Source organism: Kitasatospora phosalacinea, assembly GCF_030268885.1.
Taxonomy (GTDB): Bacteria; Actinomycetota; Actinomycetes; order Streptomycetales; family Streptomycetaceae; genus Kitasatospora; species Kitasatospora phosalacinea_C.
The window spans coordinates 109,918-133,303 of the sequence record NZ_BSSA01000003.1 but is presented as its reverse complement, the minus strand read 5'-3'; the positions used below and the strand labels follow the sequence as shown (position 1 = coordinate 133,303).

16 protein-coding genes are annotated in these 23,386 nt (G+C 75.3%); 4 read left to right on the top strand and 12 right to left on the bottom strand.

Annotated features, from left to right (window positions below; translation table 11 throughout):
* The first annotated feature begins 55 nt into the window (after nt 1–55).
* Entirely contained in the window at nt 56–307 is a 252-nt protein-coding gene (locus QSK52_RS06705) for a mycoredoxin (RefSeq protein WP_285734670.1), read from the top strand.
* Nucleotides 308–348: 41 nt separating this feature from the next.
* On the opposite strand, the gene QSK52_RS06700 is transcribed toward QSK52_RS06705, so the two are convergent.
* The 6 genes from QSK52_RS06700 to QSK52_RS06675 form a co-directional block, all read right to left on the bottom strand.
* Nucleotides 349–1,134: a GntR family transcriptional regulator gene (locus tag QSK52_RS06700; protein ID WP_285734668.1), complete on the bottom strand. Its 786-nt coding sequence runs from the start codon at nt 1,132–1,134 to the stop codon at nt 349–351.
* Between the two features lie 163 nt (nt 1,135–1,297).
* Nucleotides 1,298–2,239, bottom strand: a complete 942-nt coding sequence (gene nudC, locus QSK52_RS06695; RefSeq protein ID WP_285734666.1) for an NAD(+) diphosphatase — start codon at nt 2,237–2,239, stop codon at nt 1,298–1,300.
* Nucleotides 2,240–2,282: 43 nt separating this feature from the next.
* Nucleotides 2,283–3,680, bottom strand: coding sequence for a dipeptidase (locus QSK52_RS06690; RefSeq protein WP_285734664.1), 1,398 nt, complete (start codon nt 3,678–3,680; stop codon nt 2,283–2,285).
* A gap of 114 nt (nt 3,681–3,794) precedes the next feature.
* Nucleotides 3,795–6,617: an FtsX-like permease family protein gene (locus QSK52_RS06685; protein WP_285734662.1), complete on the bottom strand. Its 2,823-nt coding sequence runs from the start codon at nt 6,615–6,617 to the stop codon at nt 3,795–3,797.
* Nucleotides 6,614–7,378 (bottom strand): ABC transporter ATP-binding protein, encoded by a 765-nt coding sequence (locus QSK52_RS06680; RefSeq protein ID WP_285734660.1) that lies wholly within the window; start codon nt 7,376–7,378, stop codon nt 6,614–6,616. The genes QSK52_RS06685 and QSK52_RS06680 overlap by 4 nt, the downstream gene beginning before the upstream one ends.
* Before the next feature lie 16 nt (nt 7,379–7,394).
* The gene (locus tag QSK52_RS06675) at nt 7,395–8,012 is read right to left on the bottom strand and encodes a PadR family transcriptional regulator (protein WP_285734658.1); all 618 of its coding nucleotides are present in this window, start codon (nt 8,010–8,012) and stop codon (nt 7,395–7,397) included.
* A gap of 78 nt (nt 8,013–8,090) precedes the next feature.
* Here QSK52_RS06675 and QSK52_RS06670 point away from each other — a divergent pair, with 78 nt between their 5' ends.
* Complete coding sequence (locus QSK52_RS06670) at nt 8,091–8,999, top strand: endonuclease/exonuclease/phosphatase family protein (RefSeq protein WP_285734656.1); 909 nt, start codon at nt 8,091–8,093, stop codon at nt 8,997–8,999.
* Between the two features lie 72 nt (nt 9,000–9,071).
* Here the strand turns inward: QSK52_RS06670 and QSK52_RS06665 are convergent, their stop codons facing one another.
* The 4 genes from QSK52_RS06665 to QSK52_RS06650 all read right to left on the bottom strand — a co-directional run bounded on the left by QSK52_RS06665 (nt 9,072) and on the right by QSK52_RS06650 (nt 17,386).
* Complete coding sequence (locus QSK52_RS06665) at nt 9,072–10,295, bottom strand: PP2C family protein-serine/threonine phosphatase (protein ID WP_285734654.1); 1,224 nt, start codon at nt 10,293–10,295, stop codon at nt 9,072–9,074.
* A gap of 199 nt (nt 10,296–10,494) precedes the next feature.
* Complete coding sequence (locus QSK52_RS06660; protein ID WP_285734651.1) at nt 10,495–13,683, bottom strand: ATP-dependent DNA helicase; 3,189 nt, start codon at nt 13,681–13,683, stop codon at nt 10,495–10,497.
* Nucleotides 13,670–16,942 (bottom strand): ATP-dependent helicase, encoded by a 3,273-nt coding sequence (locus tag QSK52_RS06655; RefSeq protein ID WP_285734649.1) that lies wholly within the window; start codon nt 16,940–16,942, stop codon nt 13,670–13,672. The genes QSK52_RS06660 and QSK52_RS06655 overlap by 14 nt, the downstream gene beginning before the upstream one ends.
* Nucleotides 16,943–17,047: 105 nt before the next feature.
* Nucleotides 17,048–17,386 (bottom strand): MGMT family protein, encoded by a 339-nt coding sequence (locus QSK52_RS06650; protein ID WP_435053175.1) that lies wholly within the window; start codon nt 17,384–17,386, stop codon nt 17,048–17,050.
* Nucleotides 17,387–17,517: 131 nt separating this feature from the next.
* Between QSK52_RS06650 and QSK52_RS06645 the strand changes: the two genes are divergently transcribed.
* Entirely contained in the window at nt 17,518–20,250 is a 2,733-nt protein-coding gene (locus QSK52_RS06645; protein WP_285734645.1) for a lysylphosphatidylglycerol synthase transmembrane domain-containing protein, read from the top strand.
* Between the two features lie 72 nt (nt 20,251–20,322).
* On the opposite strand, the gene QSK52_RS06640 is transcribed toward QSK52_RS06645, so the two are convergent.
* Complete coding sequence (locus tag QSK52_RS06640) at nt 20,323–21,234, bottom strand: NAD-dependent epimerase/dehydratase family protein (RefSeq protein WP_285734644.1); 912 nt, start codon at nt 21,232–21,234, stop codon at nt 20,323–20,325.
* Nucleotides 21,235–21,385: 151 nt separating this feature from the next.
* Between QSK52_RS06640 and QSK52_RS06635 the strand changes: the two genes are divergently transcribed.
* Nucleotides 21,386–22,090 (top strand): TetR/AcrR family transcriptional regulator, encoded by a 705-nt coding sequence (locus tag QSK52_RS06635; RefSeq protein WP_285734642.1) that lies wholly within the window; start codon nt 21,386–21,388, stop codon nt 22,088–22,090.
* A gap of 61 nt (nt 22,091–22,151) precedes the next feature.
* Here the strand turns inward: QSK52_RS06635 and moeZ are convergent, their stop codons facing one another.
* A complete protein-coding gene (moeZ, locus tag QSK52_RS06630) occupies nt 22,152–23,330 on the bottom strand; it encodes an adenylyltransferase/sulfurtransferase MoeZ (protein WP_033251452.1) in 1,179 nt (392 codons plus the stop codon).
* Between the last annotated feature and the right edge of the window lie 56 nt (nt 23,331–23,386).

Here is a 23,386-nt window from a genome sequence, read left to right as displayed (position 1 = left end):
CGTTGCACCGGGCGGCCGCCCGGCCACCGTCCGTCGACCGAAGGAGCACCTCGCCATGTCCGGCACCGTCACGATGTACAGCACGACCTGGTGCGGCTACTGCAACCGCCTCAAGAGCCAGCTGGACCGCGAGGGCATCGCCTACAGCGAGATCAACATCGAGCAGGACCCGGCCTCGGCCGCGTACGTGGAGTCGGTCAACGACGGCAACCAGACGGTGCCGACGGTCGTGGTGGTCTCGGCCTCCGGCGAGCAGAGCGTGATGACCAACCCGAGCCTGCGCCAGGTCCAGGCCGCGCTGGCCTGACCGGGAGCGGGCCGCCGCCTGCGGGGACGGCCCGGCCGGGCTCAGCCGGCCGCCGGGGCGCCCTCGCCGAGCTCGTAGAGCAGTCGGGCCCGGTCGGCGGCGTAGCGGGTCTCCACCACCCGGATCGGACCGCGCCGGTCGCTGCTGACCCGGGTGTTGACCAGCAGCGGCACGCCGGGGCCGAGGCCGAACCAGGCGATCTCGGCCGGGTTCGGCATCCGGGCGGTGAGGTGGTCGGTGGCGGCGGTCTCCGCCCGGCCGAGCTCGGCCAGTATCCGCTCGTCGCCGCCGGGCACCGGCCGGTCCTGCATCAGCGGCGTCCCGGCGGCCAGCCCGGCCCGGTAGTGGCTCTCCTCGATGGCGTACGGCTCCTGGTCGACCCGGCAGAGCCGGCGGCGCATCATGACGGTGTCCTCGGGGCGCAGTCCGAGCCAGGCGGCGATGTCGCGGCGGGCCCGGACGGCGGCGACCTCGAAGTCGACGGTGAGCTGCCGCCCGGCGGCCTCGGCCTCGGCGGCGTACACCTCGCCGCTGGGGGTGAGCGGGCCGCGGCGGGCGGGGCGGGCGTGCACCCGGTGGTCGTGCCGGGAGGGTTCGCGCAGGTAGGTGCCCTTGCCCTGGACGCGCACCACCCGGCCCTCGTGGACCAGCGCGTCCACGGCGAGCCGGACGGTGTTGCGGGCGACCCCGTACTGCCCCTCCAGCTCGGTCTCGACCGGGAGCCGGCCGCCGTCCGCCCACTCGCCGGACTCGATCCGGCGGCGCAGGTCGGCGGCGAGCCGCTGGTACTTGGGCGGGTGCGCGGTGCCGCCGCGGTGGATCCTCACGCGAGCGAATCTAGCCAGTGGGCCCGCGCGGTTTCAGCGAAATCCCCCATCCCCGCCACGATTTGGGGCACGGGGAACCCCCGCGGCCGTCCGCGTCCCGCCGCCCGACCGACGCACGACGGGGGCGCGCGGAGCACCTCCGCACGCCCCCGTCGTCGGGCGGTCACCAGCGGGCGGCCGCCGGGAGCGGTTCGCCGTACCAGAGTTCGACCAGGTGCCGGGCGATCGAGATGCCGGACGGCGGCAGGATCTCCCCGGCGGCCATCCCGGCCCGCAGCTCCTCCCGGCTGAACCAGCGGGCCTCGGAGATCTCCTCGCCGTCCACGGTGATCCCGGTGCCGTCGGGCAGCGCCCGGCCGAGGAAGCCGAGCATCAGGCTGGACGGGAACGGCCAGGGCTGGCTGGCCACGTACTCGACCTCGCCGACCCGGACGCCCGCCTCCTCCCACACCTCGCGGACCACCGTCTGCTCGATCGCCTCGCCGGGCTCGACGAACCCGGCCAGCGTGGACCAGCGGCCCTCCGGCCAGAGCGCCTGGCGGCCCAACAGGCAGCGGTCCTCGCCGTCGGTGATCAGCATGATCACCGCGGGGTCGGTGCGCGGGTAGTGCTCGGCCGCGCAGGAGGTGCAGCGGCGCAGGTGGCCGGCCCCGGCCTTCTCGGTGGGGTGGCCGCAGCGGGAGCAGAAGGAGTGCAGCCGGTGCCAGTGCTCCAGGGCGACGGCGTGCACCAGCAGCCCGGCGTCGCGGTCGGAGAGCGTGCCGCCGACCTCGCGCAGGCCGGCCGGGCGGGCGTCGCCGTCGAGCCGGCCGGGCAGCGACTCACAGTCCAGCGCGAAGTAGTGGGTGCCGTCCTCGTCGGTGCCGAGGAAGTAGCGGTCCCCGCTCTGGGGGGCCTCGAAGGAGGGCAGCAGCACCAGCTCGCTGCCGGTGGCGGTGTCCACCACGAAGGCCTCGCCGCCGGCGATCGGCAGCACCCGGGTGGTGGGGTGGCTCCAGGCCGCGGCCAGCCACGGCTCGTCCAGTCGGCGGTGCGCCGCCCGGTCCACCCCGGCGCGGGCCAGCGCGAGGTGCTTGGTCTCGGGTGCGCTGCTCAACTCGTCCATCCCCGTTCGCGTTCGATGCGGCTGTGGTGCCAGTGCGGAACGGTCATCGCCGGAAGTTCTCCGCGAGGTCGCCCCACAGGTGGGCGGAGGTCTCGACGCCCTTGCGCAGCAGGTCGAGCTCCACCTTCTCGTTGATCGAGTGCCAGCCGTCCGAGGGCACCGAGATGCCGAGGAACAGCACCGGCGCCCCCAGCACGTCCTGCAGGTCGGCGGCCGGGCCGGAGCCCCCCTCGCGGGTGAACAGGACCTTCTGCTCGAAGGCCCGCTCCATCGCCCGGACCACCGACCGGAGGGCGGGGTGGTCCAGCGGCGTCAGGCAGGGGCGGGTCGCGCCGGGGAAGACGATCTCGTACCGGATGCCCTCCGGGACCTGCGCGGAAACCCAGGCGGCCACCGCCTCCCGGACCTTCTCCACCTCCTGGCCGGCGACCAGCCGGAAGGACAGCTTCAGGTGCGCCTCGGCGGGGACGATGGTCTTGCCGCCGGGGCCGGTGTAGCCGCCCCAGATGCCGTTGACCTCGGCGGTCGGCCGGGCCCAGACCCGCTCCAGGGTGCTGTAGCCGGCCTCGCCCTGGGTGCCGTACGACTTGGCGACCCTCAGCCACTGCGCCTCGTCGAAGGGCAGGGCGGCGAACAGCGCCCGCTCCTCCTCGGTGAGCTCGACCACGCCGTCGTAGAAGCCGGGGACGGCGACCCGGCGGTCGGCGTCGTGCAGGCCCGCGACCAGGGCGGCGGCCACGTCGGCCGGGTTGGGGACGGCGCCGCCGAAGGAGCCGGAGTGGATGTCGTTGTCCGGGCCGTACAGGTCGATCTGGCAGTCGGCCAGGCCGCGCATGCCGGTGCACACGGTCGGGGTGGTCTCGGACCACATGCCGGTGTCGGAGATGATCACCACGTCGGCGGCCAGCCGCTCGGCCTCGCGGCGCACCAGGGCGGCGAAGTTCGGCGAGCCGGACTCCTCCTCGCCCTCGACCAGCAGCTTGAGGTTGACCGCGGGCGCGGTGCGGCCGGTGGCGGCGAGGTGGGCGCGCAGGCCCAGGGTGTGGAAGAAGACCTGGCCCTTGTCGTCGGCGGCGCCGCGCGCGTACAGGCGGCGGCCGACCACGGCGGGCTCGAACGGGTCGGTGTCCCAGCCGTCCTCGCGGGCGGCGGGCTGCACGTCGTGGTGGCCGTAGACCAGCACGGTCGGCGCGCCCGCGTCGCCGGAGGGCCACTCGGCGAAGACCGCGGGCAGCCCGTCCGTCTCCCACACCTCGGCGACCGGGAAGCCGGTCGCGCGCAGCTTGTCGGCCAGCCACTCGGCGGAGCGGCGGACCTCGCCCGCCCGACCCGGGTCGGCGGAGACCGAGGGGATGCGCAGCCAGTCGGCGAGGTCGGCCAGGAAGGCGTCCTCGTGCTGGTCGATGAAGGAGCGGACGGCGCTGTCCGGCGTTTTCGTCATGCGGACGACTTTAGTTCGCCCGGACGGGTGCGTGCCCACGGCCTCCCCCGGCCGTGAGCACGGTCACCCGCCGCGGTCCGCTTCCCCGCGGCCCGCCCCCGCCGCGGTGGCGGCTCAGCCGGCCCGGCGGGCCAGCCCGATCCGGGAGCGGGTGAGCAGCGCGGCCAGCAGCACCGCCACCGCCGGCAGGCCGATCAGCAGGGCGGCCAGGTCGGCCCAGGGGACGGCGATGACCGCGTCCTCGTGGCCGGCCGGGACGCCGTTGATCCAGACCAGCGAGTTGCGGGCCTCCAGCAGCCGCAGCGCGACCGCCGGCACGGCGCCGCAGAGCAGGCCGAGCACCGCTCCCATCGCGGCGATCACCCCGCACTGGAAGCCGGACAGCCGTCGCCGGATGCCGCCGGAGGCTCCGACCGCGGCCAGCGTGGCCAGGTCCTGCTGGGAGTCGGCGGCGGCCAGGCCGGTGGCGATGCCGGCCGCGCCGAGGGCGACCAGGGCGGCGAAGACGGTCAGGCCGACCATCTTGACGCTCCGCTCGGCCTTGAAGCCCTGCTCGACGTCCAGGTAGACGGTGTCGTCGAGCTTGGCGAGGTGGGCCTCGACCTTCTGGACCCGGGCGTCGGAGAGCTGCGCGGCGGGCTTCCACAGCGATCCCTCGGCGCGCAGGCCCAGCCCGGCCTTCTGCGCGGCCTCCGCGCTCATCACGACGGTGCCGAACGGGAGCGGCGCGCTGACCTCCACGGCGTCCACGGTGACGTCCCGGGTCGTGCCCCGGTAGTCGCCCGCGTCGATCTGCGCCCGGGTCGGCTGTTCCTCGGCCCGCAGGAACGCCTTGCCGTCGGCGACGTGGTCGGGGCGGAACACCAGGGCCTTGCCCGCGGCCAGGGCCTGCTCGGCGGCCGGGTCGTGCAGGTCGAACAGGTTGTGCAGCAGCGCCGGGTCGCCGATCAGGACGTCGCCGAACATGCTGCTCAGCTGGGTGGGCAGGCCCCGCTCCGCGGCGCACCGCGGGTCGCCCGCCAAGCGTTCGCGCTCCTCGTCGGACTTGGCGTCCTGGGCCGGGCAGCGCTTCTCGGGCGTCTTCAGCGCCTGGACGAACCCGCAGTCGTAACTGGCCCCGCAGTCCCGCGGGACGGCGGTCGGGCTCAGCACGTCGGCGCGCTCGCCGAGGGCGCCGAAGTCCTTCTCGACGGCCTCGCGCAGGGCGGCGTACCGGTCGGTGTCCGACCTGCCGCCCTGCAGCAGGGCGACCGCGCCCGCGGGCAGGGTGGGCCGGTAGTCCTGGCGCTGCTTCTCGACGTCGCTGGCGTGGTAGATGCCGACCGCGACGGCACCCGCGACGGCGGCCATCACGGCGGCCACGGCGGGGGCGGTGCGGCCGCGGTTGCGCACCGAGTCGCGCAGCGCCAGGCGCGGGCTGAGCGGCAGGTGGCGGCCGAGCCGGCCGAACAGGCCGATCAGCAGCGGGGTGCACAGCAGCATGCCGAGTTCGGCGATCACCGAGCCGCCGAGCAGGCCGGGCACGGGGGCGGTGTTGGTGACCGCGCAGAGCAGGGCCAGCCCGGTGCCGCCGACCACCATCACGGCGCCGAGGACGGCGACCAGCCGGTTGGCGGGCTTGCTGCCGCCGCGGCCGGTGAGCGCCTCCACCACGTCCTGCCGGGAGGCCTGGACGGCGGGGACGACGGCCGCGAGCAGGCCGGTGACCAGGCCGACCAGGGCGACGGCGAGCAGGTCGAGGGGCTGCACGTCGAAGTGGCCGAAGCGCTGCCCGCCGTACACCTCCAGCCGGTCGCGCAGCAGCGCGACCAGGCCGGTGCCGCCGAGCAGACCGAGCACCGCGCCGCCGGTGCCGAGCACCGCACCGCCCGCCAGCACCACGGCCCGCACGTGCGAGCGGTCGCCGCCGCCGGCCGCGAGCAGGCCGAGCTGGCGGCGCGAGCGGCGGGCGCCGACCGCGAAGGCGGGCCCGGCGAGCAGCACGATCTCCAGCAGGGCCATGCCGGGCACCAGCGCGGCGAGGGCCAGCAGGCTCTTGTTGACGTGGCCGGAGGAGTACCTGGCCTCCGCCTCGTAGTAGGGCACCTCACTGCGGGCCGGCGGGTGCAGCAGGACGGCCCGGGAGGCCGCCGTGAAGCCGTACTCGTTCAGCTCCTTCACCTTCGGCCAGTCGATCGCGCCCCCGGCCGGCAGCTTGACCAGCCAGGAGGTCGAGTTCCGCGGCCCGCTGCCGGCGGAGTCCGGGTCGGCCTGCGCCAGCGCGCCGACCACCGCGCCGGGACGGCCGTACAGCTCGTTCATGTCCAGGCTCGCGGGGTCCTCGACGACGGCGGTGATGGTGTACGGGCGGGAGTCCAGGCCGCGCAGGGCGGTGCGGTCGCCGATCCGCAGGCCGGAGCGCTCCAGGAACGCCCGGGTGGCGGCGACCTGGTCGGGCTCGGTGGGGGCGCTGCCCCGCACCACGTTCAGCTTGCCGCGCCACACCGGGTCGGTCAGGTCGACCTCCTCGACGGTGGTCGACATCCGGCCCTCGACGGTGGTGGCCGAGGTGCTCTTGTACTGTCCGGTGGGCACCAGCACCGCGCCGGGCAGCAGTTCGGTGAGCAGCTGCGCGGGGTCGGTCGCGGCACTGCGTTGCTCGGCGGGGGTCTTCGGACCACCGGGTCCGGGATCCCGACCGGTGCTGTCCTTGCCGTCGGGGCTCTGCAGGAGGGCCTGGCCGGGCGTGTTCATGGAGACGTACGCCTGGGCGGTGCCCATCGTCCGGGCGGCCTGCTCGGCCGGTTCCAGCTGGGTGCTGCGGGCGATCACGTCCACGCCGGCCACGCCGAGCACCGGCAGGGCGATCATCGCCAGCACGAGGGCGCTGCGGCCCTTGGCCCGGACGGCGTCGCGGCGGGCGATCCGGAGGGCGGCGCGCCAGGCGCTCGGCTTCACGGCTGCCCGTCCTTCCGGGCGTTGGTGGCGGCGGTGAGGAGCAGGCTGCCGGCGTCCTGCCGGGCGGTCTCGTCGACCAGCAGGCCGTCGCGCAGGAAGACCACCCGGTCCGCCCAGGCGGCGTGCCGGGCCTCGTGGGTGACCATCATGGCGGCGGCCCCGGCGTCGCAGCGGGCGCGCAGCACGGCGAGGACGGACTCGCCGGTGGTGGAGTCCAGGGCGCCGGTGGGTTCGTCGGCGAGCACCAGGCGGCGGTCGCCGATCAGGGCGCGGGCGATGGCGACGCGCTGCTGCTGGCCGCCGGACATGTCGTCGGGGAAGCGGTCGGCGAGTTCGCCGATGTGGAGTTCCTCCAGCGCGGCCAGCGCCTCGCGGCGGGCGGCGCGGGCGGAGACGCCGTCGAGTTCGCGGGGCAGCGCGATGTTCTCGGCGGCGGTGAGCGCCGGTATCAGGTTGTAGTCCTGGAAGACGTAGCCGACCGAGCGGCGGCGGACGGCGGCCAGCTTCTTGCGGTCCAGGTCGCCGAGGACGGTGCCCTCGACGACCACCCGCCCGTCGGTGGGGCTGTCCAGGCCGCCCGCGAGGGTCAGCAGGGTGGACTTGCCGGAGCCGGAGGGCCCCATCACGGCGACCAGTTCGCCGGGGTACACCCGCAGGTCGACGGCGCGCAGCGCGTGCACCTCGGCCGCGCCGTGGCCGTGCGTGCGGCTGACCCGGTCGAGGTGCAGGACGGGGTCGGCCGGCTTGAGTTGTTCGGTCATCGCTCCCCCAGGGGGTTCATCGGGTGCGGCCGCGGTCGCGGCTCTTGACGGCGCGTCGGGCGGTCGGCGCGGCGGGTCCGGACGGCGCGGCGGTGGCGGCGCGTTCGGCGTGCTGGGCGAGCCGGGCCTCGCAGTGGTCCAGCCAGCGGATCTCCGCCTCGGTCTGGAAGATCAGCTGTTCCAGCACCAGCAGCCAGGCCAGGTCGCCGCCGGAGCCGCTGTCGGCGGCCAGCGCGCGGCCCTTGAGCCGGGTGTAGTCCTGCAGGGCCTGCATGCTGTGCCGGCGCTGGCCGTGCACCACCGCGGCGACGTCGACGCCCGGGACGGTGACCGCCATCGCGAGCTTGATCGCGAGTTCGTCGCGGGGCGGGTTGGTGCGCGGCACCGGGGTGTCGAACCAGCGGCGCAGTTCGGCGCGTCCCTCGTGGGTGACGGCGTAGAACTGGTGGCCCTCGTCGTCCTCGCCCGCGGCCTCGACCAGGCCGTCGCGTTCCAGGCGGCCCAGCGTGGTGTAGACCTGGCCGACGTTCAGCGGCCAGGTCGCCCCCGTGCGGGCCTCGAACTCGGTTCTCAGCTGGTAGCCGTAGCGCGGGCCCTGGTCGAGCAGGGCGAGCAGGCCGTGACGGATCGACATACCGAGTATGTATACCGGGTATGTGGCGCTCGGCTCAAGCCGCCGTCCCGTCCGCACCGGCCCGGTACGGTCGACGGCGTGACCACACTGCGGATCGCCACGTACAACCTGCTGCACGGCCAGCCGCTCGCCCCCGACGGCAGCCCGGCCCCCTACCCGGCCGAGCCGGGCGGGCCGTTGGCCGACGCCGTCGCCTCGCTCGACGCCGACGTGCTCGCCCTCCAGGAGGTCGACCGGTACCAGGAGCGCTCCGGGCGCACCGACCAGGCCGCCGTCGCCGCGAAGGCCACCGGCGCCACCGACTGGCGCTTCGCCGCCGCGCTGCACGGCACCCCCGCCCCCGGCGCGGGCTGGCTCCCCGACCCCGGGCGGCCCGGCCTGGCCGTCTACGGACCGACCGACCTGGACGACGACTCCCGGCCCTCGTACGGGACCGCGCTGCTCACCCGGCTCCCGGTGCTGCACTGGCGGGCCCGCCGGTTCGCGCCCGCGCCCTTCGGCCTGCCGCTGCGGGTGGCCGGGCGGCGCGGACTGACGCCCGTGCCGGACGAGCCGCGGGCGGCGCTGGCCGCGGTGCTGGCCGGTCCGGGCGGGGAGTTCACGGTGGTGGCCGCGCACCTGTCCTTCGTGCCGGGGTGGAACGTCGCCCAACTCGCCGCGATCCGGCGCTGGATCGCCGACCTGCCGCAGCCCTACCTGGTGCTCGGCGACTTCAACCTGATCGGCGCGGTGCCCCGCACGGTGCTCGGCTCGGCGCACGCGATCCAGCGCACCGCGCGGCGCGAGCGCGTGCGCACCGCCCGGCGCACCCGGCTGCAGGGCTGGTACGACCTGGCCCGCACCCCCACGTACCCCTCGCACCGCCCGGCCGTGCAGTTCGACCACATCCTGGGCATCGGCGTCCCGCGCAGCTCCGTCGGCTCGGTCTCGGCGCCCCGCACGGGGGTGTCGGACCACCGGCCGCTGGTCGTCGACATCGAGGTGTAGGGGCGGCATCGGGGGCCGGGCGAGAACGGCGAGGACCGCATCGGGGGCCCGGGGGACGGCGGGCCCCGGCCGTCAGCAGCCCGAGCCCGCCGTTCCCCGGGCCACTGCCGGAGCGCCCGCGTACCCGCTGCCCCAGTACGCGCCCTGCGCGGGCATGGCGACCGGGTCGAACTGGAGCAGCAGCATCGCCGCGTCGTCGCCGAGCCGGTGGCCGACGTGGCGGACCACGTCGTCGTGCAGGCGCTGCAGCACGTCGCCGGGGCCGTCGTCGGCGAGCAGCGGGAGGCGGTCGGTGAGCGGGTAGAAGGCGCCGGAGCCGTTGCGGGCCTCGATGACGCCGTCGGTGTAGAGCAGGATCCGGTCGCCGGGCTCCACGTCGAGCAGTTGCAGCGGGGGCCGCACGTCCGCCGGGTCCAGCACGCCCAGCGGGGGGACGCTCTCGTCGGCGGCGAGCAGCCGCGGCGGGGCGTCGCCGCGGAGCAGGACGGGTGCGGGGTGGCCGCAGTTGGCGATCTCCAGGACGCCGTCGGGGCGGACGCCGAGCAGCACCAGGGTGACGAACTCCTCCTCGACGCCGGGGTGCTCGTTCTCGTGCAGGGCGCGGTCCAGGCTGACGGCGAGCCAGCCCGCGACCTTGTCGAGGGCGGCCTCCTGGTGCGCGGCCTCGCGGAACGCGCCGAGCACCGCGGCGGCGGTCTCCACCGCGGCCAGGCCCTTGCCGCGGACGTCGCCCATCACGGCGCGCACGCCGTAGCGGGTGTGGACGACCTCGTACAGGTCGCCGCCGATGGAGGCGTGGGCCGCGGCGGCGGCGTAGCGGACGGCGGCGCGCACCGGGCCGACCCGCTCGGGGACGGGGCGCAGCAGCACCCGGCGGGCGATCTCGGCGACCAACTGGGCTTCGGCGAGGGCGAGTTCCTGGCGCAGCCGGAGGGTGGCGCTGAGGTGGCCGATGCCCGCGATCAGGACGATCGCGGCGACGGTGGCGGTGTGCACGGACTGGCCGAGGATGCCGTGGTACCAGGCCATGCCGAAGGCGCAGACCTCGGCGAGGGCGCCGATCAGCAGCGGGTACCAGGTGCGGCGGGAGACCACGGCGGCGAGGGCGGGGACGGCGGTCAGGGCGGGCTCGACGGTGACCCGGCTGTCGGTCAGCAGGTCCAGCGAGAGGATCAGCACCATGCCGATCAGCGGCAGGGCGTGCGAGGTCTTGGGCCAGGTGCCGGTGACGGTGCCCGGTACCGGGCCTGGGGTGGGGCCGTGGAGGACGTCCCTGATCCATCCGGTCGCGCTCAACGTCGGTCTCTCCAGCGGAAGGTGCGGGTGCTGCTCGGCACCTGCGGGTCTGACGGGAGGTCAGGGGGTCGGGAGGCCCTGACGGCGGCCGGAGTACGAGGGATGACCGGTTACCGACCCCACAATAGGCGCGAAACGTGCAGGGCGCACAGGTTTCGCGTGATCTCGTGACGGGTTGAATGCTCTGAGTGACTCTTTTCTACCTATTCCCGATCAGAAGATCGCTCAACTCTTTTCGGCCGGGAAGTCCTGACGGGGTTTCGACCCGGCCGGAGCGCACGTAGCAGAACGAGGCGGTGACCTCCTGGGGCGGGACGCCGACCTGCTCGGCCCAGGCCAGCCGGTAGATGGCGAGTTGCAGCGGATCGCCGCTCTCCTCCCGCCCGGTCTTCCAGTCCACCACCTCGTACCGCGGTGACCCAGCGCCACGACCCGCGTCCCGGTAGACCGCGTCGATCCGGCCGCGCACCACCCGCCCCGCGAGCACCAGCTGGAAGGGCGCCTCGACCCGGTGCGGGGTGCGGCGGGCGTAGGGACCGCGCAGGAACGCCTCCTTGAGCCGTTCCAGGTCGCGCTCGTCCTCGATCTCCTCGGCGTCCAGGCCGGGCAGCGCGTCCGGGCCCAGCAGCAGCGGCTGGTCGTAGCGGGACTGCACCCAGGCGTGGAAGCGGGTGCCGCGGCGGGCGGCGGGCGCGGGCGGGCGGGGCATCGGGCGGGCCAGGTCGCGGGCGAAGCCGTCCGGGTCGGCGGCCAGCCGCATCAGCTGGGAGGCGGAGAGCGAGGCGGGCAGCTCGACGTCCCGGACGGTCCGCCGGGAGCGCTCCAACTCGCCCAGCAGGGCGGTCAGGTCGCGGTCCCAGGAGGCCAGCAGCCGCTGGTCCTCGACGCCCATCGGCTCGGCCGCGGGCGCGGGGGCCCCGGCCAGCCGCTGCCGCACCACCCGGGCGACCTGCCGCCGGGCCTGCTGCGCGGCCGGGTCCAGCGGCAGCGGCCAGGGGGTCTCCACCGAGACGTCGAACGCCGGGTTCCGCGCGTCCGGCGCGGGCTCCTCGGCCCAGTGCTCGACCTCGCCGTCGCCGGGCCGCTCGCAGTGCTCGCGCAGCGCGGTCAGGAACTCCGACGGCCCGCGGCGGCGCTTCTGGGACGGCCCCCACCAGTGCCCGGAGGCCAGCAGCAGCGAGCGCGGCCGGGTGAAGGCGACGTAGCCGAGCCGCAGTTCCTCGACCGCGGCGTGCTCGGTCATCTCCTTCTTGAACAGGCCCATCCCCTTCGAGGTCCAGGCCGGTTCGGCGGGCAGGGTGGCGGCGTCGCCGCGCAGGGCGTGCGGGAGCACCTTGCGGTTGGCGGTCCAGCTGTCGCGCCCCTTCCTGGACGGGAAGGCGCCCTTGACCAGGCCGGGGACGGCGACCACGTCCCACTCCAGGCCCTTGGACTTGTGCGCGGTGAGCACCTTGACGGTGTCCTCGCCGCCGGGCAGCCCGGCGTCCAGGCCGCGCTCGTACTCCTGGGCGGCGCGCAGGAAGGCCAGGAACGCGGCCAGGCCGGGGTCGCCGTCCAGGTCGGCGAAGGAGGCGGCGATGTCCAGGAAGGAGTGCAGCGTCTCGCGGCGGCGGGCGGCCAGCGCCAGCGGGGAGGCGGAGAGCTCGACCTCCAGGCCGGTGACGGTCAGCACCCGGTGCAGGACGTCCATCAGCGGCTCGGCCAGCGCCCGGCGCAGCTCGCGGATCTCCCGGGCGAAGCGGGCGAAGCGGACCCTCGCCTCGGGCGAGAACGGCAGGTCGTCGGGCTGTTCGGCGTCGACGAAGGTCTCCAGCGCGTCGGCCAGCGAGACCACCTCGGTCGGGTCGGTCTCGGCGACGGCTGCGGCCAGCGCGTCCTGCTCGCCGGGGCGGGCGGTGCGGACGAGTTCGGCGGCGCGGCGGCCGAGCAGCGCCAGGTCGCGCGGGCCGGTGCGCCAGCGCGGGCCGATCAGCAGCCGGACCAGGGCGGCGTTCGCGGTCGGGTCCTGCAGCACCTCGCAGAGCGCCACCAGGTCGGCCACCTCGGGCAGTTGCAGCAGCCCGCCGAGGCCGACCACCTCGACCGGGACCTTCCGCTCGACCAGCGCGGCGTGCAGGTCGGCGAAGGAGCTGCCCGCCCGGCAGAGCACGGCGATCCGGCCGGGCGCGGTGCCGGTGCGCACCAGGTGGGCGACCGAGTCGGCCAGCCAGGCGACCTCCTCGGCGTGGGTGGGCAGCAGCGCGACGCGGGCGTAGCCGTCGCGTTCGGCGCCGGGGGCGGGCCGCAGCGCCTCCACGCCCTCGTGCATGGCGCGCAGCGGCTCGGCCAGCCGGTTGGCGAGGTCGAGCAGGCGGCCGCCGCTGCGGCGGTTCTCGCTGAGCGCGAAGCGGTGCGCGTCGCTGCCGTCGGCGCGCGGGAAGTGCCGGGGGAAGTCGTCCAGGTTGGCGACCGAGGCGCCGCGCCAGCCGTAGATCGCCTGGCAGGGGTCGCCGACCGCGGTGACCGGGTGCCCGGCGCCCTGCTCGCCGCCGAACAGGCCCGCCAGCATGAGGCGTTGGGCGACGGAGGTGTCCTGGTACTCGTCCAGCAGCACCACCCGGTACTGCTCGCGCAGCAGGCGGCCGACCTCGGGGCGCCGGGTGGCGAGCCGGGCGGAGGCGGCGATCTGGTCGCCGAAGTCGAGCAGGCCGAGCTGCTGCTTGCGGGCCCGGTAGTCCTCGACCAGGCGCAGCAGTTCCTGCCGGCCGCGGGCGGCCTTCGGAACGGCCCGCAGGTCCTCGTTGGTGAGCTTGACGCCGGCCAGCCGGTCGAGCAGCTCCTCGTCGTACGCCCGCAGTCGCTCGGGTTCGACCAGGTGCTCGGCGAGTTCGGAGTCCAGCGCGACGATCTCGGCGACCAGCGCGGAGAAGGTGCCGGTGAGCGCCGGGAAGGGGCCGCGGGCCTGGCGCAGGACGCGGGCGGCGAGCTGGAAGCGGGTGGCGTCGGCGAGCAGCCGGACGTCGGGCTCGATGCCCAGGCGCAGGCCGTGCTCCTTGAGCAGCGTCCCGGCGAAGGCGTGGTAGGTGGAGATCTGCGGTTCGCCGAGGGCGTCCTCGTCCGCCTCGCCCGTCCCGGCGCGCAGCAGGGCGGCGCGGACGCGTTCGGCGAGCTCCCCGGCCGCCTTGTTGGTGAAGGTCAGGCCGAGCACCTGCTCGGGGCGGACCGCGCCGGAGCCGACCAGCCAGACCACCCGGGCGGCCATCACGGTGGTCTTGCCGGAGCCCGCGCCGGCCACGATCACGCCGGGCTCCATGGGGGCGCCGATGGCCGCCAACTGCTCGTCGTTGAACGGGATCCCGAGCAGTTCGCGGAGCTGGGCCGGGTGCTGCAGCGGCTCAGTCGACGACATGCCGGCCGTCCCGCTGCGCGGAGCAGCTGCCGCGGAAGGCGCAGCGGCCGCAGCGCTCGCCCGCGGTGGGGGTGAACTTCTCGGCGAGCACCTTCCCGGCGGTCTCCACCAGCAGGTCCTCGATCCAGGGGGTGCTCTCCTCGGGCAGCTGCCGCTGCACCTTGGGCGACTCGGGGTCCTTCCGGTCCGGCTCGCGCAGGTGCACCAGTTCGGCCCCGCCGGGGGTGGCGCCGCCCTCGAAGCCGGGCAGGTCGTCGAGCGCGCCGCGGCTCACCGCCAGCTGGTAGACCGCGAGCTGGCGGTTCTCCGGCAGCGAGCTGTTGGCGGGCGGGGTCCTGCCGGTCTTGAAGTCGACGACGTACGCCCGTCCCGCGGCGTCCGCCTCGACCCGGTCCATCGAGCCGCGCAGGCGCACCGCGACGCCGCCGACCTCCAGCGTCAGGTCGAAGCCGTGCTCGGTGGCGACGGTGGTGCGCTCGCGCTCCAGCACGTGCCAGCGCAGGAAGCGCTCCAGGGCGGCGCGGGCCTCGCCCTTCTCCTGGGTGGACTTCCACGGCGCGTCGAAGGCGAGGGCGTCCCAGACGGTGTCCAGGCGCTCCATCAGGACGGCCAGGTCGGCGGGGGTGCGGCCGGAGCCGACCTCGTCGGCGAGGGCGTGCACCACGTTGCCGAAGCCCTGGGCGGCGGAGGCGGTGCTGCCCGCCCTGACGTCCTTCTCCAGGAACCACTGCAGCGCGCAGGACTCCAGCTGCTCCAGGCCGCTGCCGGAGAGCCGGACGGGCTGCTCGGCCCCGCGCAGCGGCTGCGGGGCGGCGGTGAGGTCGTCCAGGCCCCACCACTGGTCGGGGTGGGCGGCGGGGACGAGCGGGCGGCCGTCCTCGTCGAGGGCGGCGGCGAGGGTGGCGAGGCGTTCGGCGGCGGCCCGGCGCAGCTGCGGGGAGCGGGCCGGGTCGACGGTGACGGCGCGCAGCTCGGCGACCAGCGCGGGCACCGACAGCGGGCGGCGCGGCCGGGAGGTGACGTCGGCGACCTTGACCCGGGGGGTGCGCTCCAGCACCCGGCCGGTGCGCGGGTCGACGCTCTCGCGGTAGAGCTCGCGCAGGAACCGGGAGGGCTCGTCGCCGTCCTCGGCGGGCGCCTTGACGGCGGTGACCACGAGGCGGTCCTTGGCCCGCGTCGCGGCGACGTAGAACAGCCGCCGCTCCTCGGCGAGCAGCGCGGCCGGGGAGAGCGGTTCGGCGAGGCCGTCGCGGCCGATCCGGTCGGCCTCCAGCAGCGAGCCGCGGCGGCGCAGGTCGGGCCACAGGCCCTCCTGGACCCCGGCGACGACGACCAGGCGCCACTCCAGGCCCTTGGAGCGGTGCGCGGTCATCAGCCGGACGGCGTCGGGGCGCACCGCGCGCACGTGCAGGGTGTCGGCGGCGATGTCCTGGGCCGCTATCTCGGCGAGCAGGTCGAGGGCGCCGCGGTGGCCGGTGACCCGCTCCTCGGCGCGGGCGGCGGTCTCGAACAGGGCGCACAGCGCGTCGAGGTCGCGGTCGGCGTTGCGCCCGGCGGGGCCGCCGCGCAGGGCGGCCCGTTCCAGCCGCTCGCGCCAGCGCCGGGAGCCGTCCCACAGCTCCCACAGCGCGTCCTCGGCGCTGGCGCCGCCCGCCAGCAGTTCGCGGACCTTGCGCAGCAGCACGCCGAGCTCGTACGCGCGGCGGGCGTAGGGGGCGTCCAGCAGGGCGAGCAGTTCGGGGTGGGCCAGCGCCTCGCGGAGCAGCTCCTCGGCGGGGCGGACCACGCCGGGGGCGCCGTCGGCGGCCAGTGCGCGGCGCTCCTCCTCGCGCAGGGTGCGGCCCAGGCGGCGCAGGTCGGAGCCGTCGAGGGCGGCGAGCGGGCCGGTGAGCAGGGTGTGCGCGAGGTCGGCGGTGAGCGCGTCGGGGCCCTCCGCGCACACCCGCAGGGCGAGCAGCAGCGGGGCGACGGCGCTCTCCTCGCGCAGCGGCAGGTCGTCGCCGTCGATCTCCAGCGGGACGCCCGCGGCGGCCAGCGCGCGGCGCACCGCCGGTATGGTCCGGGCCCCGGCCCGGACCAGGACCGCCATCTCGCCCCAGGGGACGCCGTCCTCCAGGTGGGCGCGCCGCAGCAGGTCGGCGACCGACTCGAGTTCGGCGCCGGGCGTCGGGTAGGTGTACACCTCGACGAAGCCGCCCTCGCGGGAGGGCAGCAGGGCGCGGTGCGCGGCGAGCTTGTCGGCGGGCAGCCGGCCCATCGGCATCCGGCGGGCCAGCTCGCGGGAGGCCGCCAGCAGCACCGCGCCGGAGCGCCGGGAGACCCGCAGCACCTTGACCTCGGCGGGGCTGCCGTCGGCCCGCCGGAAGGCGTCGGGGAACTCCAGGATGCCGTTCACGTCGGCGCCGCGGAAGGCGTAGATCGACTGGTCGGGGTCGCCGACGGCGACCAGGTCGCGCCCGTCCCCGGCCAGGTGGTGCAGCAGCCGGACCTGCGCGGGGTCGGTGTCCTGGTACTCGTCGACGAACACCACGTCGTAGCGGGCGCGCAGCTCGGCGGAGACCTCCGGGCGCCCGGCGAGCAGCACGGCGCGGTGGACGAGCTCGGCGTAGTCGAGGACGCCGCGCAGGTCCAGCACGTCCAGGTACTCGGCCAGGAAGTGCGCGGCGGCGGCCCAGTCGGGGCGCTGCACGCCCGCCGCGAAGCGCTCCAGCTCCTGCTCGCCGAGGCCGAGCTCGCGGCTGCGGGCGAGCACGGCGCGGACCTCGTCGGCGAAGCCGCGGGTGGTCAGGCAGGCCCGCAGGTCCAGCGGCCAGGCGATGGTGCCGACGCCCGCCTTCGCGTCCTCGGCGCCGCCCGCGAGCAGTTCGCGGACCATCACGTCCTGCTCGGGGCCGGAGAGCAGGCGCAGCGGTTCGGCGTACTCCTCGGGCGGCTGGTGGGCGCGCAGCAGGGCGTAGCAGAACGAGTGGAAGGTGGTGGCCTGCGGGGCGGTGGCGCCGATCCGGGCGGTCATCCGGTCGCGCAGTTGCATCGCGGCCTTGCGGCTGAAGGTCAGCACCAGGACGCGCTCGGGCGCGGTGCCGTCGGCGACCCGCCGGGCGACCGCCTCGACCAGGGTGGTGGTCTTGCCCGTCCCGGGGCCCGCGAGCACCAGCAGCGGCCCCGAGGCGTGCTCGACGACCGCCCGCTGGAAGGCGTCCAGCTGCGGCGGGTCGGGCTGCGCGAGGGGGCTGCGCACCAGGCGGAACGGTGAGGTCACTGCGGTCCAGGGTCGTACGGCGGTTCAGCGGCGGGCCGTGGGGTGGCCCGCCGCGACGAGCCTACGATGGTGCACCCACAGACCCCTCCGGCGCACATCGCCCGGTCAGGGCGTCCCGTCCCAGCGGGCGGCCCGCAGGTCGACCCGCGGCTCGCCCGCGACGGTGCGCAGCGGGGTGCCCTCGGCCCGGTACTCGGGCAGCGCGCGGTGCTCGTGGCCGGGCAGCGGCCGCCCGTCCGCCCGGATCACCCGCCACCAGGGCACCGGCGCCCCGTACAGCGCCATCACCCGGCCGACCTGCCGGGGGCCGCCGCGGCCCAGGTACTCGGCGACGTCCCCGTACGTCATGACCTTCCCGGGCGGGATGCGTTCGGCGAGCTCCAGCACCGCCTCGGCGTACGGCGGGATCGCGGGGACGTCCTCGGGCTCGGTCATCCGCCGCATTCTTCCCCATCCGGTCGATTTCCCGCACCCCGTGCGGGCGACCCGGCGCGCGGGATGCCGCCCCTGGACCGCACCCGGGTGGCGGGCATGGCAGCATCTTCGGGGCAGTGCGACGCACGAGGACGAAGACCATGACGACCGGGACGGCCGAATTGAACGTGGACGAGGGCTCCGACCAGCCCGCCACCGACGGTTCCGCCGAACGGCCGGTCGACCTGCGCCACCGGGGACGGGACGCGCACCACACGGGGGAGGCAACGGTGGCCGCACAGCTGCCGTCGGAGGACGGTCCGGACCGTCCGGACGCACCGGACCGGCCGCCGGAGCCGGAGCCGGCACCGGAGCCCGAGCCGGAGGAGGGACCACCCGCCGAGGAGCCGGCCGGCGAGTACCTGGCCGTCGACGAACCGCTGCTCGCCCCGCGTGCGCACCGCCCGTCCGACCTGCTGAAGTTCCTGGGCGGGCTGTTCCTGATCATCCTGGTGTTCGTGCTGGCGCAGGTGGCGGTCTCCACCACCACCGGCATCGAGAAGGACATCACGGTCAACGCCGACCGGATCCCCGGCGTGCTGTCGAAGATCTCCGCGCTGGTCTCCTCCGTCGCGGTGCTCACCGTGCCGCTGGCCTTCGCGGTCGAGCGGCTGATCAAGCGCGACGGCCTGCGGGTCGCCGACGGCGTGCTCGCCTCGGTGCTGGCGTACGGCGTCTCGCTGGGCGTCGACTGGTGGGTCGCGGCCAGCGCCCCCGAGGAGATCCGCAACGCGCTGACCCAGTTCCCGCCGGGCGGCGGCGAGACGCTCACCGACCCGGTGCACGGCTACCTGGCGCCCGTGATCGCCTACATGACGGCGGTCGGCATGTCGAGCCGGCCGCGCTGGCGGGTCGCCCTGTGGGTGGTGGTGGTGCTCTCCGGCGCGGCCGAGCTGATCAACGGCAACACCACCCCGCTGTCCCTGGTGCTGACCGTCCTGATCGGCTGGTCGGTGGCCTACGGCACGCTGTACGCGATCGGCTCGCCGAACATCCGCCCCACCGGGCAGCACCTGATGATCGGCCTGCGCAAGGTCGGCTTCGCCCCGTCCGCCGCCCACCTGGCCCCCGCCGCGCCCGGCGGCACCCGCCGCTACCTGGTCACCCAGCAGACCGGGCCGCTGCTCGACGTCCACATCATCGACCGCGAGCAGCAGGCCTCCGGCTTCTTCTACCGCGCCTGGCGCCGCCTGCGGCTGCGCTCCGTCGCGGTCCGCCGCAGCCCCCAGTCGCTGCGCCAGGCCCTGGAGCAGGAGGCCCTGATCGCCTACGCGGCCGCCGCCTCCGGGGCCCGCGCCCCGCAGCTGGTCGCCACCTCCGAGCTCGGCCCGGACGCCGCGATCCTGGTCTACGAGAACGTGGCCGGGCGGACCCTGGACGAGCTCGCCGACGAGGAGGTCTCCGACGCGGTGATGGCCTCGTTCTGGGGCTCGGTCGCCACCCTGCACGAGCGCCGGATCGCCCACCGCCGCCTCACCGGCGAGTCCCTGCTGGTCGTCGACGAGCACACCGGCTGCCTGGTCAACCTCTCCGGCGGCGACATCGCCGCGGGCGACCTCACCCTGCGGATCGACGTCGCCCAGCTGCTCACCACCTTCGCCCTGCGGACCGGCCCGGAGCGCGCGGTGGCCGTCGCCACCGACGTCCTCGGCCCCACCCGGATCGCCGAGGCGCTGCCGCTGCTGCAGCCGGTCGGCCTGAGCCGGCAGACCCGCGGCGACCTCCAGCGGATGACCAAGGAGCGCAAGGCCGCCGCCCAGGCCCTCGCCCTCAAGCAGGTCGCCGCGGGTGAGCGCACCCAGCAGCAGGCCGAGGAGGACATCGCCCAGGCGGGCGAGGACCTGCTCGCGAAGATCCGGGCGCAGATCCTGCAGATCGCCCCCGAGGCGCCGCTGGCCCCCGCCAAGCTGGAACGCCTCAAGCCCAAGACCCTGATCATGGTGGTGGCGCTCACCTTCGCCGCCTACCTGGCCCTGACCACCATCCGGCCCGACCAGTTCAAGGTCTCCCAGATGAACTGGGCGTGGGCCTCGGTCGCGCTCTCCGCCTCCGCGTTCTCGTACGTGGCCGCCGCGATGAGCCTGACCGGCTTCGTCCCGGAGAAGCTCCCGTTCTGGCGCACGGTGGCCGCCCAGCTGGCCGGCTCCTTCGTCAAGCTGGTCGCCCCGGCCGCGGTCGGCGGCATCGCCCTGAACACCCGCTACCTGCAGAAGGCCGGCATCCGCCCGGTCCAGGCCGTCGCCTCGGTCGGCGCCTCGCAGCTGGCCGGGCTCGGCGGCCACCTGCTGCTGCTGTTCGCCTTCGGCCTGATCACCGGCTCCCAGACCAACGGCGACCTCGGCGCCTCCCGGGCCGTCATCATCGGCGTGCTCAGCGCCGCCGTCCTCGCCCTGGTCGTCGCCGCGGTCGCGCCGCTGCGCCGCTTCGTGGTGACCCGGGTCCGCTCGCTGCTGTTCGGCGTCATCCCGCGGATGCTCGACCTGATGCAGACCCCCCGCAAGCTGGTCACCGGCTTCGGCGGCATCGTCCTGCTGACGCTCTCCTTCACCGCCTGCCTGGACGCCTCCGTGCACGCCTTCGGCGGCGGCGCCAACGTCACCTACGCGGCCGTCGCGGTGGTCTTCCTCACCGCCAACGCGGCCGGCTCCGCCGTCCCCACCCCGGGCGGCATCGGCCCGGTCGAGATCGCCCTGATCACCGCCCTCACCGTCGCGGGCGTCCCCGCCACGGCCGCCACCCCCGCGGTCTTCCTCTACCGCCTGCTCACCTTCTGGCTCCCGGTCCTCCCGGGCTGGATCGCCTACAACATCCTCCAGCGCAGGAACGCCCTCTGAGGGAGGGCACGACGACCGGGGAGGCGCGATCAGGGGCTCGCGGTTCCCCGGGCCCCCGGATGGCGGCTCCCGCTACGGGACCAGCTCCGCGAGGATCCGCTCCCACGCCAGCGGCGCCAGCCCGAACACCTCCCGGGTCGCGGTGTCGTCGATCACGAAGGGCCGCTCGAACTGGTACGCCGTCTCCCGGACGGCGCGGACCGTCGGGCTGGCCAGGCCGAGCAGGGCCAGCACCGGGCGCGGGATCGCGGTGACCTTCGGGGCGGGCCGCCCGGCGGCCCCGCAGAGGTCGGTGACGACCTGGCGCTGGCTGCGCGGCGGGTTGCTGGGGACGTGCCAGGCGCGGCCCCAGGCGCGTTCGTCGGCGGCGGCGGTGACCAGCAGCCGGGCGGTGTCCGCGGGGGCGGTCCAGCTGTGCGGGGCGTCGGGGTCGCCGAGGACCTGGACGGTGCGTCCGGCCAGCGCGCGGCCGAGGGCCCGGCCGTCGAGGACGCCGGCGACGCCCGGGCCGAGGTGGTCGGAGCCGCGGACCTCGGTGGCCCGGACGCGTCCGGCCTCGTGCGCGGCCAGCGCCTCGCGCCACATCGCGGCGCGCACCCCGCCCTTCACGGAGTTGGGCCGCAGCGGGGTCTGCGGGGTCATCGGGCCGTCCACCGCGCCGTAGCCGTAGAGGTTGGAGACGGTGGCGAGCACGGCGCCGGTGCGCTCGGCGGCGGTCAGCAGGGAGGCGGCGAGCGGCGGCCAGACCTCGGCCCAGCGGTGGTAGGGCGGGTTGGCGCAGTTGTAGATCGCCGCCGCCCCCTGCGCGGCGGCTCCGAGCGCGTCGGCGTCGGCGGCGTCCAGGTGCAGGCGGCGGACGCCGTCGAGCGGGTGGGCGGTGGCGGCGGTGCGGGTGACGACCACGACCTCCTCGCCGCGCTCGGCCAGCAGCCGGGCGGTGGTGGAGCCGACCGGTCCGGCGCCGACGACCAGGTGCTTGCTCATGGGAACGCTCCGTTCGGAGTCCGGGAGAACGGTGTTCTCGCTCGACCACCAGCCTGGCGCAGCCCCGGACCCCTGTCAAGAACAGTGTTCTCCATCAAGAACGACGTATCCGAATGTTGCGCCCGTTCTCGCCCGCTGGGAGGATGGCCCCATGCCGAAGGCCCCCACCCCCCGCGAGCGGATCCGCGCCGAGTTCACCCGCGAGATCAAGGACGCCGCCCGCCGCCAGCTCGCCGAGCACGGGCCCGCCGGGCTCTCCATGCGCACGCTGGCCAAGGAGGTCGGCCTGGTCTCCGCCTCCGCGCTGTACCGCTACTACCCGGGCCGGGACGCCCTGCTGACCGCCCTGATCGCGGACGCCTACGACGCGCTGGGCGACGCCGCGGACGCCGCCGCGGACCCGTTCGACGGCACCGACCACGCGGGCCGCTGGCTGGCCGTCTGCCGGGCCGTCCGCGGCTGGGCGGTGGCCCACCCGCACGAGTTCGCGCTCGTCCACGGCTCCCCCGTGCCCGGCTACACCGCCCCCGAGGACACCACCGGGCCCGGCAGGCGGCTGCCGCTGCTGATCGGCCGGCTCTTCCAGGAGGCCGCCGCCGCGGGCGCCTACCGCCCGCTCGGCGACCCGGCCGTCCCCGCCGCGGCCCGGGCCGCGCTCGCCCCGCTGCTGGACCGGATGCCCCCCGGCACCCCCGACCACCTGGTGGTCTCCGCGCTGGCCGGCTGGAGCGACCTGCTGGGCGCGCTCGCCCTGGAGGTGTTCGGCACCCTCGGCCGGTTCACCGCCGACCCGGCGGCGTACTTCGACCACCTGATGCACCGCACCGGCACCCTGCTCGGCCTGGCCGCCCCCTGAACGCACGGAACCGCCCGGCCGGGGAGTTCCCCGACCGGGCGGTTCGGCACGCACGCGTCCGTCAGTAGACGGGCTTCTCCGGCTCGATCTGGTTGACCCAGCCGATCACGCCGCCGCCCAGGTGCACGGCGTCCGCGAAGCCCGCGGACTTGAGCACCGCGAGGACCTCGGCGGAGCGCACGCCGGTCTTGCAGTGCAGCACGATGCGCTTGTCCTGCGGCAGGTCCTGCAGGGCGTTGCCCATCAGGAACTCGTTCTTCGGGATCAGGCGGGCGCCCGGGATCGAGACGATCTCGTACTCGTTGACCTCGCGGACGTCGATGATGTCGATCGCCTCGCCGTTGTCGATCCACTCCTTGAGCTGCTTGGAGGTGATCGTCGAGCCGACCGCGGCCGCGCTGGCCTCCTCCGAGACGACGCCGCAGAAGGACTCGTAGTCGATCAGCTCGGTGACCGTCGGGTTCTCGCCGCAGACGGCGCAGTTCGGGTCCTTGCGGACCTTCACCGAGCGGTACTGCATCTCCAGGGCGTCGTAGATCATCAGTCGGCCGACCAGCGGCTCGCCGATGCCGGCCAGCAGCTTGATCGCCTCGTTGACCTGGATCGAGCCGATCGAGGCGCACAGCACGCCCAGCACGCCGCCCTCGGCGCAGGACGGGACCATGCCCGGCGGCGGGGCCTCCGGGTACAGGCAGCGGTAGCAGGGGCCGTGCTCGGCCCAGAACACGCTGGCCTGGCCGTCGAAGCGGTAGATCGAACCCCAGACGTACGGCTTGCCGAGCAGCACCGCGGCGTCGTTGACCAGGTACCGGGTGGCGAAGTTGTCGGTGCCGTCGACGATCAGGTCGTAGCCGGAGAAGATCTCCATCACGTTGTCGTTGTCCAGGCGCTCCTCGTGCAGGACCACCTCGACCAGCGGGTTGATCTCCTTGACCGAGTCGCGCGCGGACTCCGCCTTGGACCGGCCGATGTCGGACTGGCCGTGGATGATCTGGCGCTGCAGGTTCGACTCGTCGACGGTGTCGAACTCGACGATGCCGAGCGTGCCCACCCCGGCGGCGGCCATGTACATCAGGGCCGGGGACCCGAGGCCACCGGCGCCGACGCACAGCACCTTGGCGTTCTTCAGCCGCTTCTGCCCGTCCATGCCCACGTCGGGGATGATCAGGTGGCGGGAGTACCGGCGGACCTCTTCGACGGTGAGCTCGGCGGCGGGCTCGACCAGGGGTGGCAGCGACACGGGGACTCCGATGGTCGTCAGGTTCTGTTCGACTACGCCAACAGTGTCACGTGCCC